Source organism: Pseudoalteromonas sp. S3431 (assembly GCF_000690035.1).
GTDB classification, from domain to species: domain Bacteria; phylum Pseudomonadota; class Gammaproteobacteria; order Enterobacterales; family Alteromonadaceae; genus Pseudoalteromonas; species Pseudoalteromonas fuliginea.
Genome location: NZ_JJNY01000004.1, coordinates 1 through 14,855 on the forward strand (window position 1 = coordinate 1; position 14,855 = coordinate 14,855).

General features: G+C 39.4%; 18 protein-coding genes. 9 read left to right on the forward strand and 9 right to left on the reverse strand.

All coding sequences use genetic code 11. From position 1 onward, the window contains the following. Window positions 1-115: 115 nt before the first annotated feature. Both DO88_RS17110 and dnaQ read right to left on the reverse strand, forming a co-directional pair. Window positions 116-1,486: a TIGR03503 family protein gene (locus DO88_RS17110; protein ID WP_007378212.1), complete on the reverse strand. Its 1,371-nt coding sequence runs from the start codon at window positions 1,484-1,486 to the stop codon at window positions 116-118. A gap of 9 nt (window positions 1,487-1,495) precedes the next feature. Then, window positions 1,496-2,209 (reverse strand): DNA polymerase III subunit epsilon, encoded by a 714-nt coding sequence (gene dnaQ, locus DO88_RS17105; protein WP_033037831.1) that lies wholly within the window; start codon window positions 2,207-2,209, stop codon window positions 1,496-1,498. Window positions 2,210-2,277: 68 nt separating this feature from the next. Between dnaQ and rnhA the strand changes: the two genes are divergently transcribed. Then, window positions 2,278-2,742, forward strand: coding sequence for a ribonuclease HI (gene rnhA / locus DO88_RS17100; RefSeq protein ID WP_007378210.1), 465 nt, complete (start codon window positions 2,278-2,280; stop codon window positions 2,740-2,742). Between the two features lie 162 nt (window positions 2,743-2,904). On the opposite strand, the gene DO88_RS17095 is transcribed toward rnhA, so the two are convergent. Beyond that, on the reverse strand, window positions 2,905-3,690 hold the full coding sequence (locus tag DO88_RS17095; protein WP_008138494.1) for a class I SAM-dependent methyltransferase: 786 nt from the start codon (window positions 3,688-3,690) through the stop codon (window positions 2,905-2,907). A 53-nt stretch (window positions 3,691-3,743) separates the two neighbouring features. Here DO88_RS17095 and gloB point away from each other — a divergent pair, with 53 nt between their 5' ends. Both gloB and DO88_RS17085 read left to right on the forward strand, forming a co-directional pair. Continuing rightward, entirely contained in the window at window positions 3,744-4,517 is a 774-nt protein-coding gene (gloB, locus tag DO88_RS17090; RefSeq protein ID WP_033037832.1) for a hydroxyacylglutathione hydrolase, read from the forward strand. Window positions 4,518-4,672: 155 nt separating this feature from the next. Next, window positions 4,673-6,253: a LysM peptidoglycan-binding domain-containing protein gene (locus DO88_RS17085; protein ID WP_033037833.1), complete on the forward strand. Its 1,581-nt coding sequence runs from the start codon at window positions 4,673-4,675 to the stop codon at window positions 6,251-6,253. Window positions 6,254-6,329: 76 nt separating this feature from the next. On the opposite strand, the gene DO88_RS17080 is transcribed toward DO88_RS17085, so the two are convergent. From DO88_RS17080 to DO88_RS17070, 3 genes are read right to left on the reverse strand one after another with little or no spacing between them, the layout of a single operon-like run. Further along, window positions 6,330-6,779: a flavodoxin gene (locus DO88_RS17080; protein WP_007378206.1), complete on the reverse strand. Its 450-nt coding sequence runs from the start codon at window positions 6,777-6,779 to the stop codon at window positions 6,330-6,332. Beyond that, window positions 6,779-7,543, reverse strand: a complete 765-nt coding sequence (truC, locus tag DO88_RS17075; protein WP_033037834.1) for a tRNA pseudouridine(65) synthase TruC — start codon at window positions 7,541-7,543, stop codon at window positions 6,779-6,781. The genes DO88_RS17080 and truC overlap by 1 nt, the downstream gene beginning before the upstream one ends. Continuing rightward, window positions 7,536-7,856 (reverse strand): YqcC family protein, encoded by a 321-nt coding sequence (locus DO88_RS17070; protein WP_008138501.1) that lies wholly within the window; start codon window positions 7,854-7,856, stop codon window positions 7,536-7,538. The genes truC and DO88_RS17070 overlap by 8 nt, the downstream gene beginning before the upstream one ends. A 104-nt stretch (window positions 7,857-7,960) precedes the next feature. Here DO88_RS17070 and DO88_RS17065 point away from each other — a divergent pair, with 104 nt between their 5' ends. Both DO88_RS17065 and DO88_RS17060 read left to right on the forward strand, forming a co-directional pair. Continuing rightward, window positions 7,961-8,989, forward strand: coding sequence for a DUF3549 family protein (locus DO88_RS17065; protein ID WP_033037835.1), 1,029 nt, complete (start codon window positions 7,961-7,963; stop codon window positions 8,987-8,989). After that, window positions 8,990-9,289 carry a DUF3301 domain-containing protein gene (locus DO88_RS17060; protein ID WP_007378202.1) on the forward strand — a complete coding sequence of 100 codons (300 nt, stop codon included), beginning with the start codon at window positions 8,990-8,992 and terminating at the stop codon, window positions 9,287-9,289. A 727-nt stretch (window positions 9,290-10,016) separates the two neighbouring features. Here DO88_RS17060 and DO88_RS17055 read toward each other — a convergent pair. Further along, window positions 10,017-10,670 carry a GNAT family N-acetyltransferase gene (locus DO88_RS17055; RefSeq protein ID WP_008138505.1) on the reverse strand — a complete coding sequence of 218 codons (654 nt, stop codon included), beginning with the start codon at window positions 10,668-10,670 and terminating at the stop codon, window positions 10,017-10,019. Window positions 10,671-10,823: 153 nt separating this feature from the next. On the opposite strand from DO88_RS17055, the gene DO88_RS17050 reads away from it, so the two are divergent. The 3 genes from DO88_RS17050 (at window position 10,824) to DO88_RS17040 (ending at window position 12,210) form a co-directional block, all read left to right on the forward strand. Beyond that, complete coding sequence (locus DO88_RS17050; RefSeq protein ID WP_008138507.1) at window positions 10,824-11,060, forward strand: DUF2789 domain-containing protein; 237 nt, start codon at window positions 10,824-10,826, stop codon at window positions 11,058-11,060. 96 nt (window positions 11,061-11,156) lie between these two features. Next, on the forward strand, window positions 11,157-11,423 hold the full coding sequence (locus DO88_RS17045) for a hypothetical protein (RefSeq protein ID WP_007378199.1): 267 nt from the start codon (window positions 11,157-11,159) through the stop codon (window positions 11,421-11,423). Window positions 11,424-11,436: 13 nt separating this feature from the next. After that, window positions 11,437-12,210, forward strand: a complete 774-nt coding sequence (locus DO88_RS17040; RefSeq protein WP_008138509.1) for a Zn-ribbon-containing protein — start codon at window positions 11,437-11,439, stop codon at window positions 12,208-12,210. Between the two features lie 63 nt (window positions 12,211-12,273). Here DO88_RS17040 and syd read toward each other — a convergent pair whose 3' ends face one another. Beyond that, window positions 12,274-12,813, reverse strand: coding sequence for a SecY-interacting protein (gene syd, locus DO88_RS17035; protein WP_007378197.1), 540 nt, complete (start codon window positions 12,811-12,813; stop codon window positions 12,274-12,276). A gap of 59 nt (window positions 12,814-12,872) precedes the next feature. Between syd and queF the strand changes: the two genes are divergently transcribed. Next, window positions 12,873-13,718: an NADPH-dependent 7-cyano-7-deazaguanine reductase QueF gene (gene queF, locus DO88_RS17030; protein WP_007378196.1), complete on the forward strand. Its 846-nt coding sequence runs from the start codon at window positions 12,873-12,875 to the stop codon at window positions 13,716-13,718. Window positions 13,719-13,922: 204 nt separating this feature from the next. Here queF and DO88_RS17025 read toward each other — a convergent pair whose 3' ends face one another. Further along, complete coding sequence (locus DO88_RS17025) at window positions 13,923-14,828, reverse strand: peptidylprolyl isomerase (RefSeq protein WP_033028271.1); 906 nt, start codon at window positions 14,826-14,828, stop codon at window positions 13,923-13,925. Window positions 14,829-14,855 lie beyond the last annotated feature (27 nt).

Below are 14,855 nucleotides of genomic sequence, written 5' to 3' on the forward strand. Positions count from 1 at the left end.
CAACTGAACTACCACTCCATATTTTCGTTGCTGTTTAGGTCTCCCTGACAGCGGCGTGAATAATACGAACCAACCCCTATTTCGTCAAGGGCTTTTTTGTTTTTTTATAGGTTTTTTAGTCATCTGTCATCGAAAGGTTTAAAATTTCACCTGATTTGTCACTTTTTGAGCCATTTTTACCGACTTGATTTTTTTCTGAGTCAGTAACGTCATCTTCACTTGCTTTCTTTTTCTTTAAAAAAGGCAGCCTGACGTTAAATTTAATCGACTTTTTCTGAACAAATATACGAATTAACAGCCAACCAACCAATAATATGAATATATTACAGCCGACAATCAAACTAATTATTGTTGATGTGGTCATTTTTCCTTCATCAGGATCGCTTTTAATCATTTCATCAGGCGTAATAATCGTTGCAGGGTCAATTTCGGGCACCGCTTCTATGGGTCGTTCTATCTCAAATTTATATGTGGGTAGCGTTGCCATAAATTCACGATCATTTATATTAGTGCCAAAAACAGACAGTTCAACACTATACCGACCCCAGTCATAATTTTTTATCGTAAGCTGGCGTGATACATTTGCCATTGCATCAATCGTAAACATTTGTTCTTCATTATTGGGATAATATATTTTGCCCTGAATTATCACGGTTTCAGGTTTAACAATGTTTGCATCAATAGTTATAGCTAAAATATGATCATCAAAATCCTCTTTAGCTAAAGCTATATCAAACTCAAAAGGCGGCTCATGAATAATAAGTGCTTTTTGGGTTATACGCCTTTGTAGCAAAGGAGTCGCAATGTAAAGTTCTGGTGTCCACTCTCCTGCAGGGAAATCTAATTTAAATTCACCGGTAAATACACCATCTTTTGGTCGTTCATCAAACCCACGACCATCATCTTTAAACTCAGCAACTTCTTGTATACCAGCACCGAAATTCGCAAAACTCTCGTTGTTAGTACTGACAAAATCGACATGTAAACTAACCACATCTTTAAATAAGTTAGCATTAATTGGTTCGCCATCATTTAATACTCTACCCGTAACCTTTACAGATTCGCCTCTAAATAACACCGATGGTAACGACTCTGCCTGCAACGACACCTCACCTAATACCACGATTCGACTATCTGGTAATATGCTGCCTATAACTTGCCAAGGCCCAGGCGTTGGCTTTTTAATTGTAACGAGATCGTAGTTAAGTTCATCAAACCATTCAATGTTAGGATCTTTAACTGAGTCGGGAGCAAAGTATTTACTGCCATCTGGCCTTACTAAAATAACAGCAGGTGTACCTGCCTTTCTAAAAAAAAGTAACGTTATTTCATCAATTTGACTATCTATACGAAAACGATTTTCTAATAAAGGTATTTCATTTTGTTGGCCATCGCGTTTAAGTACTTCCACTTGCTTAGCGCTATAAGCATTATTTGTAAAACAGCTAACCGCTATTAGCACAGTTACAAAACACATCGTTTTCATATTATGGCCTTATTCAGCGCGCCATAAACATTGGCCGCCTTCTTTATTTACAAGATCTAATCGGGCTTCGTGTGCGCTTTGCTCAGCATCGCTTGCACGCAATACAACTAGTGGGGCTCTGTCACTATTTAAACGCTTTATACCCCCCTTTCGCTGCTCGCTGCCGTCATCTTTGTTTTGATTCAAATTTAGTTTTGTTTGACCGCCCGTCATGGCAAGGTAAACATCAGCTAAAATCTCAGAATCCAGTAACGCACCGTGAAGCGTTCGCTTGGCGTTATCTACATCGTAACGACGACATAAAGCATCAAGATTGTTCTTTTGACCTGGATGCAAGTCACGCGCCATTTTAAGCGTGTCAAGAACTTCACAAAACGTACTCGTTTTAGGATAACCCTGATTAAGCAGCGCAAATTCGTTATCCATGTGGCCAATATCGAACGGCGCGTTATGAATAACTAACTCTGCCCCTTCAATATAGTCGAAAAACTCTTGGGCAATTTGATGAAACAACGGTTTATCACGTAAAAATTCATTAGTGATACCGTGAACGTCGATTGCTTCTTCTTCGCTTGGGCGTTGTGGGTTTACATAAACGTGAAAGTTATTGCCTGTTAAACGGCGATTTACTAACTCCACACACCCAATTTCTATAATACGGTGCCCTTGTTTAGGGTCGATGCCGGTGGTTTCTGTATCTAAAACTATTTGTCTACGTGCCATATCGAATTTAGCCTGATTCTGGTATCTTTCTATAATCACTTTATTGTACATAAGATCAAGGTAAAACAGTGCAAAAAACCGTAGAGATTTACACCGATGGCTCATGTTTAGGCAATCCAGGCCCCGGCGGTTATGGTATTTTTATGATTTATAACGGCCACGAAAAAGAAATGAGCCAAGGTTATAAACTCACAACTAATAACCGAATGGAAATGCTCGCGGCTATTGTAGCCCTAGAATCACTCACTCGAGAATGCGAAGTAAACCTAACAACCGATAGCCAATATGTTAAGCAAGGCATTGAATCGTGGATCACTAACTGGAAAAAACGTGGCTGGTTAACATCAGCTAAAAAGCCGGTTAAAAACGTCGATTTATGGAAACGCCTAGATAAAGCCTGTAGCGAGCACAATGTAACCTGGAAATGGGTTAAAGGGCATAGCGGCCATAAGTACAACGAAATAGTTGACGATTTAGCGCGCGATGCCGCAGGCAGTAAAGATTTACTAGAAGATGTAGGCTACCAGCCTTAAATTTATTCTAAGCTAGTTGTTATACCAATTTATTAAAAACATGTTCATTCTATCGCATTAAATAACTCACTAACTGCGTTAAAAATTATTCATATAGAACAACTATATGTCACAATTTTCGCCTTGTTAATGTGCTATTTTCTTAGCGCTATAATAGATCACTTATTTAATGCAATTGGTATTATTTTTTTGGTCACACGTTTTGTAATGCTGCTTAGAGGTTTGTCTAAGCCCTGCCCCTTTTACGGGTGCAAACTGCGGCCTTGCATGCCACTTAGGTTTTATCGGCGTAAGTGGCGCAACTCTTTTTCGTGCCACCAGCATATAAACACTGCCCATTGGTTTTAAATACTGTTTTGCAAAAGTCCGCCAAAACTCAAATCTTGATAACCTGTTACCTCTTGCCAGTGATGAATAAATAAAACGTTCGTCACTTACAATTTCAAAACCCAATAAATTTAGCCAATCTTTAACCCTCGCAGGGGTAAAAAAGCGCCCTGTCCATGGTAATTTCTGACCACTAAAAGGCAGCATTTGTGCAAGCCCGCACAAACTAAACGGATTAAAACCAGTCACGAGTATATAACCGCCCGGAATAAGCGTGCGATGTGCTTCTCGTAAAATATGATGCGGGTCTGAATGATACTCTAAGCAATGGCTTAGTATGCAAGCATCAATACTGTGCTCGTAAAATGGCAGTTCATCTATGTCAGCAACTACCCCGGTGTAAGGTCCTGGCTCTGCAACACACACTTGATGTTTAATCGTACTTATACTTGTGTTTAATTCGCCACTTAAATTACCCAACTTAAGCATATGATAGCCAAACATACGCGGCAGCCATTGCTCCATTTTGCGTTCAATATCTGCACGCAAATAATCCCCATGAGGAAACTGCTGCCACGACAGTGGTTTGGGTCCTTCTTGAAAACTAAGGGCTGGTTTCATTTTTTGAGCTCGTTATACTATGCGATAAGTGTCACTTTATAGAGCAATTTACCATGGTGCAAGTCAAAGCAATTAAAGCCTTTTCTGATAATTACATTTGGTGTTTAACTACCGATAACAGTAACCAAGCATGGGTCGTCGATCCAGGCCAAGCGCATCCCGTATTAACGTACTTAGCTGAGCATAAACTAACGCTTGGTGGCATTTTAATTACGCATCATCACTACGACCACACCGATGGCGTAGCTGAATTAGTTGACGCCTATCCAGATATATCGGTTTATGGCCCTGCAAATAGTCCATTTAAAGGCGTCACTCACGCACTCACTGATGGACAAAGCATCAGTGTGCTTAATATTAACTTTACTATTTTAGCAACTCCTGGGCACACGCTTGATCATATTTGTTACACAAATGATGAACTTGCTTTTACCGGCGATACATTGTTTAGCGGTGGATGTGGGCGCTTATTTGAAGGCACGCCAGAGCAAATGTGGGAGTCTTTTAATAAACTAAGAGAGCTGCCTGCAAGCTGCAGTGTGTATTGCACGCACGAATACACGCAAGCTAACCTTGCCTTTGCCAAAGCCGTTGAACCACGTAACCCAGAACTCCTTGCGTACAGTAAAAAAGTAGATGAATTACGCAGTAATAACCAAATCTCCCTACCCACTTCTATTGGCCAAGAGCTAAAAATAAATCCATTTATGCGTAGCGATTTGCCAACCATTACAGAGTTAGTGCCAGAAGAGTTTACCTCGGTTACAAAAAACAATGAACCTTGGGGGAACTTTGCTAGTCTGAGGCAGTTCAAAGACAATTTTTAATGCACAAACTAATACTTTAACATTTATTTTATTAGAATCATTAACTTAAGATATAGTGATGATTCTATTTCTGCGTTTTAAAAAGTCATTCAGTGGCAATGTTAACTCATTACAGGTAGTATTCGCCGAGTTTTTTACCCGATGTTTTGGTGTTTATGAATAAATCTCCCCTATTAGTAGCCTTGGCGTTAGCGCTAAGTGGTTGTCAGACTATGACAACATTAGACTCAGACTCTCAAGTCGCCACGCAAGCAAACCAACAACTCGAGGGCGCAAGTCCTAACGACATTAACAATGCATTGATGGTAAACGCACAATATCAGCAAGTTGACCCTGATGAGCAAGAAGCTCCCGTGTTTGATGATGTATGGGAGCGAATTCGCTACCAACTTTCTATCGAAATACCGCAAAACCGCCCTGTTGTTACTGAACGTAATTATTACGCTCGCCACCAAGCCTATTTAGATCGTATTTCTAAACGTGCAGAACCTTACTTACACTTTATAGTTGAAGAAGTAGAAAAGCGCGAAATGCCAATCGAAATTGCACTACTGCCTATTGTAGAAAGTGCATTTGACCCGTTTGGTTATTCTAATCGCAGCGCATCGGGCATTTGGCAGTTTATGCCTGCAACCGGTGAGCGATTCGATTTAAAACAAAACTGGTGGTACGACGGTCGTCGCGACATAGTGCAATCGACTCGCGCAGCACTTGACTACTTATCGTATTTACATAAAACACTTGAAGGCGATTGGCTAAATGCGATTGCTGCTTACAACTCAGGTGAAGGGCGCTTGATGCGCGCGATTAAAAAGAATCGTAAAAAGCATTTACCTACCGATTTTTGGTCTCTTGATTTACCTAGCGAAACAACAGCCTACGTACCAAAGTTATTAGCACTTGCCGATTTATTAAAACGCTCAGATGATTTTAATGTTACATGGCAACCAGTAATTAATGCACAAGTGGTTGAAGTGGTTGATGTTGGCTCGCAAATAGATTTAGCGCTTGCTGCTGATATGGCTGATATGACGCTTACTGAGCTATACAGATTAAACCCTGGTTTTAACCGCTGGGCAACTGATCCTAATGGCCCTCACTCTTTATTATTGCCTGTTGATAAAGCAGAGGAATTTAGCCAAAAACTAGCAAACACTGATGTTAAAAATAGATTACGCTGGCAGCGTTATATTGTGGCTCGAGGCGACAGCTTATCGGTAATTGCCAAAAAGTTTACAACAAGCTCAAGTGCAATCCGATCGCTTAATAAACTCAAATCAAATACGATTAAAGTAGGCCAAGAGTTATTAGTCCCGCTTACTGATGGCGCTATAAATAGCGAGCATTTACCAAAGCAGATGCGTTTAGCTGCTAATAAAGCAACTCGCACAAAGCTTTCGCACACAGTTAAAAGTGGCGACACGTTATGGGATATTAGCCGCGAATATGACGTAACTATGGATGAGTTGGCTAAATGGAATAAACTAAAGAAAAACTCTGTATTGCGCCTAAATCAAAAACTAACTGTGTATAAGTCAGCTAATAAACCACAAGCAACGGCAAGCACCAACCGTACTATTACATACAAAGTACGCCGTGGTGACTCACTTGCACGTATTGCGTCTAAGTTTAATCTAAGCGTTAACGAAATTATTAAGTGGAATAATTTAGCCGGTCAAAAATACTTACAACCGGGCCAAAAGCTAAAACTTAAAGTAGATGTCAGAAGTAGTTAATTTATAAAACTATATTAAAAGTAAAAAAGCAAAAAGGAGCGCATGCGCTCCTTTTTTAATACCTTAAAGTTAAGGATTAAACAGGTAGTTTTTCTAGCCATACTTTTAACCAAGGCTCGGTTACTGGCCATGGTTCAAAATCTTCACATGCATCTATTTCTAGGCGGTTGCCCACAGGCTTTGCTTGTAAATCGCGTAGTAACTCGTCAAAGCTACGCCCTGCGCCACAAAATGTATCGCCGTAGCATCTGTCACCCATTGCAATTACACCAAACGGTTTATCGGTAAGCATTGGGAAAGTGCTATTCATTGCAAAGTACAATCCTGCCAAATTACTCGGTACATCACCTTGGCCTGTTGTGGAGGTAACAATTAAAATATGCGATGCATTTTTTATATCATCAAGTGATGCTTCAGTAATTAGCGTTGCAGTATGACCCGCTTGCTCTATTGTGGTTGCAACTTCATCGCTTAAACGCTCTGCACCGCCATTAACGCTGCCTACAAAAATACTAATATGTGCCATTAATAATCCTTTTCTTGCTCTGGCCAACCTAGCTGCTTACATATTTTAAGCATGTCTTCACCTAGTGGCGCTTTAATTTTTATTGATTCATTACTATAAGGGTGCACAAAACTAAGCTCTGTTGCAAATAACATTAACCGTCTTAGCTCAAAATGATCCCTAAAAAATTGATTATGCTGGTTATCACCGTGATTTACATCACCAATGATAGGCAGTGATAAGTGCTTTAAGTGCCTGCGAATTTGATGCTTGCGCCCTGTTTTTGGAAAACACTCAACTAACGAGTAACGCACTGTTGGGTACTTACCAATAGGAATAGGCAGTGCAACTTGGTGCAAGCAATTAAACTGGGTTTGCGCTTCTTGTGGTGCTTTGTCTTGATCTGCAAATTTATCGGCTATTTTATCCAGCTCTTCTTTAAGCGGTTTATCTAAAAATACTGACTCTGGCGCAAAACCGCGCACTAAGGCTAAATAGCGCTTAGCAATGGTACCTTCAATAAATAGCTGGTTCATATCGCGAGCAGCTTCCGAGCTCAATGCAAACAGTAATACGCCCGACGTAGGTCTATCGAGCCTATGTACTGGAAATACATGTTGCCCTAGCTGGTCGCGCAACATTTGCATAGCAAACTGGGTTTCGTGTTTATCTAAAAACGAGCGATGCACTAATAAACCTGAAGGCTTATTTATAGCCACATAGTTTTCATCTTGATACAAAATAGTCAGCTCGCCATATTCAATAGGCGCTGGACGCTCACTCATTTGGTTCTCCTAAAAAGGTATCAAGGGCTGTTAGTAATTCAATTATTTCATCGCTTCCGGCTTTATTCACAAGTGTCATTTGCGCCATAGGGGCAATAGCAAAGTTACGCGGCAGTGGTTGCCTATGTGTTATTAATTGCTGTATTTTTTCAATAAATACAAACTGTAACCACTGCTCAAATGCCATTGTATCGTGACAAAAAGGAGTATTTGAAAGCAGTGCCTCAGCGTCTATTGGCCCACTTTGCCAAAGCGCGTGTTTTTGTAAAAGTGCCGTTAGCTGCACTAAATAAGTTTGGGTTTGCTGGTACATAACCACCCTCTTTTATATATGTAATGCAATTATACCCTGTTCCCTCATAGGCGGCTATGACGTATAATTAATGTAATTTTGCAGTAAAAACAGTTGAGAAAACAATGAGTGATCAAATAGCTACATTAGGTCAGCTTTTAGATGGTGCGGGTACTCAGTGGCGTGCTTTTGATATTGGCAGGCACATTACTAAGCTTGATAAAAAACAATTTTTAGCTATTGAACAAGCTCAAGTGCCTTACCCTTATCCACTTGCTGGTCATGCATGGCTCGCTATTCAATTTTGGGATACTAAAGCCAGTAAAGAACCTTATGTATGGTTTTTAAAGTTTCCACTTGATGAGCAAAGTATGCTGGTAAGTGCTAGCCGCGATCACTTTGCTGATATGGTTATTCAAGCGCTAGGCACTGAAATTACAGGCGAACAAGCCGATGGAAAACTTGATAATAATCCTTATGTTTTTACGCCAAACGCAAATAAATTAGCGGCATTTAACGCCCAAGTAAAAGTACTATTAAAACAGCCTGCGTCGCAGTATTACGAGCATGCACAGCTTTACTTTAGCGGTAAAATTGGTTTTGATAATTGGCAAAGTGTTGCACTACAGGGTATTGCCGATTTTGCACTACGCTTAGACAGAGATACAAACTTAAGTAATCTGCAAAAAGCATGGGCGCATTTACCTATTGAAGTACTACAGCCACTCAGTGCCATGCTTGAACACGTTGAAATACCAACATCAATGAGTGAGTTACTTGTTGATTACACGCAGGGTGCAATTAGTGACAACGACACAGTGGCTATAACCGCAGCACTAAGATCAATTTCAAAAGGTCAAGCTCAAGGGTTATGCGCTCAATTAGTCGACACTGTACTAAGCTCAACAGTGAGGCACGACTCTGACGTGTTACTAACAATAGCTGGGCGGTGTTTTAAGCAATTAGAAAACCCTGAACGCTTACATGTATTTATGGATAATTGCGCGCATCATCAAAAAATTGAAGAATTGTTTCCAAGTATTTTTGCTGACTTAGTTGCAATACCGACTATTCGCCCGCATTTATTAGGCTTATTACGTAAAGAAAATCGTAGCGAAACCCTCGCGCGTGCAATTGGAAGGTTATTCTCTTAAATGGCAAGTTTATGGACGTTCATACTTATTGGTAGTGTAATTTACTTATTTTGGCTTAACCGAAAGGTTGCTGAAGCGGCGAACGTTCATGCTAAACGTCAAAGTGAGCAACTGCAGGTGCAGTTAATGAGTGTTGCATGCACAAAACGCCGCTTTGGTTTTTTAAAGAGCGGCAAGCCAGGCATTAAAAGTGAATTTATATTTGAGTTTTCAAGTGACGGTGAAAATGCTTATCAAGGTGTGTTAATTATGGAAAATGAGTTTTTGAAAAGTGTGGTTGTTCCACCCCATAAAATATAAATGGATTTAATTTAGGGCTAAATTAAATTTACTCAAACACAAAAAACTAAGGCGTAACTAAAGTTACGCCCCAATTGGACTGCATCCTGCTAGATATCCGTTATCTATTAATCCGTATTATCATCCCCTGAACGAGTAAACAGCCTTATCTACCCTCACATTGCATCCTGCAATATCCATAACCATCTTGGCAAATCCACGCAAACTAACGCTTAGCTACATCCTGTAGCATCATCCCTGGTAATCCTTTGAAGTAGCTCCTGCCACTTTTGCATCCTGCTATGTCCTCTCGCCACCTTGGCCTATGCGTAATCTAACGCTTGGCTATATCCTTTAGCATCATCCGTGGTAATCCTTTAAGTAGCTCCTGCTACTTTAGCGCACCTTGCACTTCCTATTCGTCCTTGCTTTCCTTGTTAACTTGTCCTTTTTGCTTCCTGCTAGCGTCCGCTACGTTGCCTATTCCATATCCTTGGCAGTAACTCAATCATTGAGCTATGTCTTCTTGACAAAGTAAAGTTTAAAGCAAACGAGTGTGAGTAATAGGACTTAACATTAAATAAATAAGCGTCACAAAAATAAAAAAAACAAAATAAACATTTAATAACAGCAACTTAAATTAAAAAAAGCCACTTAATAGTAGCCTTAAACTGATTATGCTCACAACAATGTAAGAGATGTCTCACGGCCTTATGTCCGTTTGGGCGCATTGGCTTACATTATAATTTTAAATAGCTGGCTCAATTATTGATTTAAACAGTAATTCGCCCTCTACTTGGTTAAAAGTAAGGTGTTTAAATGCTTCAAACTTTTCAGTTTTAAAAAATTCAATGTGCTCCTTACGTGTTACAAATACAGCCATCCCTGTTGACTCAGCGTTACATTTAACTAAGTCATCCAGCCCACGTAGTAAGTAACGGCCAAATCCTTGCCCATGAAAATGCGGATCTACGGCAATAAAAGCTAAAAAATAGTAATTACCTTTCTGTTTAAGCGCGTCTCTAATTGTTTGTTCTTTATCTATTAATTGATTTGTTTGCAAGTAGCCCGCACTCAGCATTAATTTTAAACGCCAGTGCCAATAACGCTGCGCTTGTAATTGGCTATTAGATTCAAATACACACGCTACTGCTTTTAATTTATCGTTGCGGTATAGGCCAATTAGTGGCTGTTTTTCTTGCCAAAAACTACTGAGTTCTTCGCGAATTAATGATCGTAGTTTTTTTTCGTAAACTGATTTATTTTCGTCATTGTAGCTAAGCATGTTTAGTAATACAGGATCGTCATGATAAGCCTGATAAATTAGGCTCGCTGCAGTACTAATATCTTCTGCAGCTAAATACTGTACGCTGAACGTATCAGCTGGTGTGGTTACACTCATTGTATTTCCTTTATTATTTTAGCTATAGGCTGTTTAACTTTAAACCTAACTATATACCTAAAATTATTAACCGTAAATTCAGCGAGAGTTTAACTAGCAAGAGGTACAGTTAGGCACTAGTATGAGTTTTCATTCATTTAAAGGAGCAATATCATGGATACGACAAAACACGACATTAACACACTTTTTGCACAGCTTGGATTACCAAATAGTGATGAGCAAATAGATGCGTTTATTGCCTCACATGAATTAGAAGACACAACACGACTCCAAGAAGCTTCTTTTTGGGATGAAGCACAACAACACTTTTTAGCTGAATCCCTTGCAGAAGATGGAGATTGGAGTGAAGTAATTGACGAGTTAGATGTACGCATTCGTCAAAGTAAGTAATTTTATTTAATGTACCCTCCCTTATTTATTGCTAACATAGCATTTGCGCAGCATTTATATGCTGCGTATTTATTTTATTAAAGAGTTATATATCTAATGAATTCAGTTGTATTTGATGCAATCAAAGCCCTTCTCGATGAAGGCAAAACCCCTACTGTAGCACTAACTAAAAGCCGTTTGGCGCAACCGGTTCCAATGCCGATGATTATTGCAGCAGTAAGCCAATATAAAAACAATCCTGATTCAATTAATAACTTCATGAGAAACCCACAGCAGTCAGATAATACTGAGCTTAAAACAAGTCAATTAGATAGAATTGAGCAAAAACTCGATAAACTTCTTGCGCTGCTAGAACAAAAATAATTTGAGACTATAAATGTTCGTTGTTGATTTAACTTTTGATTGCTACCAAGACACCACCCTAGAACAAGCCGAACAAGCAATAAATCGCTTAGTAAATGCACTGCGTTTTAATGGTCAAATAATGGGGGAAGAATTTCCAACCGTTTTAAAAGATGGATTTTTTATTACCCGCGTAATGTGCCCTACTGAAGATGCAATGCACCCGCTAAATAACAGCCCGTTTGTTAAGCACAGTATCGAAAAGTTACATAGTGCTGGGCTACTTGCGCCAAAAGTAAAAGTAATTGGACAAGATATTCACTCCAACGGCGCTGATTGCTGCAAAGAACCATCAAGTTATATTTTATATACAACCTATGTGCATACGTGCAGCCCGCTTTATTGTGGTGATGACTTTTTGCCTGTGCCGCTATTTCGTATTCCGGCAATTGCTAATGGTGACTATAAAACGCTTATAAAATGGCAAGAAGATTGGCAAGCCTGCGATCAAATTCAAATTAATGGCGCAACCCGTTGTGAGTTTCCGGCACTTGAAGAAATATCGAGTGTCCAAAGCGACCTATATAGACGTGGAAAAGACATAACAAAGCGAATTAGTTTTTTAACTAAAAAGCCAACCTATTATTATTTATACCGTGTAGGCGGCGTAGATAAAGCGTCTGAACTTGAACGAAAATGCCCTAGTTGTCATGGCGACTGGAAATTACCTGAATCGTGGTTTGGGTTATTCGACTTTAGGTGTGAGCCATGTGGCTTAGTGTCTAATATATCGTGGGATTTTCAGTAACCACTTTAATGAGTGCTTAAAATCAGCTTAGTGATGACGCTAAGCTGATTTATTAAACACGTTTTAAACCTCTAATGCCTTTAAAAAAGCATTAATGTTAGGTGCAAGTACATGGTGTGTTTTTTTGCCTACGTGCTCTAAACATACTTCACCAGTGTGCACCAATACACTTACTAGTAAATCATCTTGATCAGTTAAACCAATAAATACTGTTTCTGGTTGCTTGAGCTTGCGTTTCATTAAAACATGGCCCGTTATATTTTGCTGTAGCAAATGAAAGTCTTCTTCGTTCCATGCTTGTAGTAATTCAACCTGATGCCCATCAATACTTGCTAAAATACTTCCACCGTACATATGCCCGTATAGCTCGCTAAGCGCTTTTGGAAACTCAAGTTCTAGTGCACTGGCTAAATCATTAAGCGAACCTGCAGGTTGCTGACGCGCGCCCTGCCATTGAATGTTTCCTTGCTCGTCAACCTCACCAACTTCACATGGGCTTGGCCATTGCTCGTCGTGCGCAATAAGTGGGTACTTTGTAGTGTTTTTAAGGGTATTTTCGCTAAATGTTTGATGAAGTTGTTCTATAAGCAATGCAACAGACATACTGTGAAACTCATTTAAATTAGATATAATGTCCCTATTGTAACTATTTAAGAGCAAACATGACAGATTACAGCAATTCTCCAGACCTTAAAGGTAGCGTATTAGGCCAATCTACTGAGTATGTAGATGTGTACACGCCAAGCTTGCTTTTCCCTATTGCGCGCAAACTAAATCGTGATGCTTTAAATATTGACGAAGCAGAGCTTCCATTTAAAGGCCAAGACATTTGGACAGGTTACGAGCTTTCATGGCTAAACAATAAAGGTAAACCGCAAGTTGCCGTGGCCTTATTTACCTTTGAATGCCAAAGCAGCCATATTATTGAGTCAAAGTCGTTTAAACTTTATTTAAATAGCTTTAACCAAACCCGATTTGAAAGCATTGATATAGTAAAACAGCATTTAATTGATGATTTATCAAACGCAGTTAACAGCCCTGTCAAAGTGACTTTATATAATCCTGATGATTACAATTGCTTACCGTGTACAGCGCTGCCAGGTGAATGTATTGATGATTTAGATATTGAGATTAATAATTACGATATTGATGCTAATTCACTTAAAGCAAAGAATGATAACGTAGTAACAGAAACGCTCTACAGCCATTTACTTAAATCAAACTGTTTAATTACCTCCCAGCCTGACTGGGCAAGTGTAATTATACGATACACAGGCGAGCAAATATGCCGCGAATCGTTACTGCGTTATTTAATTTCGTTCAGAACGCATAACGAATTTCATGAGCAGTGTGTTGAACGTATTTATAGCGATTTAACAACACAACTTAATATTAAAGAGTTAGAGGTTTACGCGCGTTACACTCGTCGCGGTGGGCTTGATATAAACCCGTATCGCTCTACGCATTATAACGATACGCCATTTGCAGTTAAAATTAATCGTCAGTAGGTTATTTTAAACTGGAATATGAGTATTAAAAAGGAGCCTAGGCTCCTTTTTTACATTCTTTAATTAATACCAATTCCATTAAGTATGTGATCTAAATTTTACGCCGAAAAAATAATTCAGTTCTAGGCGTAAATTGATGTAAATGGTTGTTCCCTTTGCGAAATTTACAACAAAAAAATGGGTTGTTTTAGCAAGTAAAATAGATCAGCTATTTATTGGAATTGGTATAACTTCGCGCTTAGTGGGTATGGCCATACCACACACATCAACGTAGTTGTGTGCTTTAACAAACCATGGTTCAACACGGTTTTTACGAGCACTGATTAAGTTTTTAAACACTGATGAGTTTGTTTTCATCACTTTAAATATACTTTTATCACTTTGTACATCGCCAAGGACTTGTATATTAGTAATTGGGTTAAATGCTTTTCCTTCAGTTGGTGTGCGCGCTAAACGGTTAAAATGCTCTATACCTTCTAGCACTCGACCAAACACCGTAATATTTTTATCAAGGTAGCGCGGGCCTTGCCCTATTGTTACAAAAAACTCCGTGCTCGCACTATTTATATCGTTGTCGCGCGCCATTGCAAACACGCCACTACAATGCACTTGCCATGTTTGCGTATGTGCTGAGTTTTGAGCTACTGCAAAGCCGTTTAAAAAGCCGGTAACTGGTGCATATCCGTCGCCATTTAGCTCAGTAATTAAAAGTGGTTTGTTTGTTGTTAAATAAAACTCAGCAGGGACTGTTTTATCTGCCGTTTTAATTAGCTTTTTACCCGAGCTGTCGCCACCTTGCGCTACAAAACCCTCAACAAACCGATAAACGCTGGTGTTTTTATAAAACCCTTCTCGCGCTAACTTTTTAATGTTTTGAGCGTGCTTTGGGGCAAGCTGTTCATTAAGTTCAATATACGCATCGCCCGTTGGCAGCGTTACCTTTAAAATATTTTGAGCGTTCACTACTCGCCAGTCATTATCTGTTGCACTCGCAATTACCTCACTCGCGCTCAATAAAGGTAGCTCTTGATTAGCAACACCATTACCTAGTTGTTGAGCACAACCGCTTAATAAAACACTAAGCAGAGTCGGCAATATAATTTTTTTCATCGCTTATATCCTTATAATTATTATAGT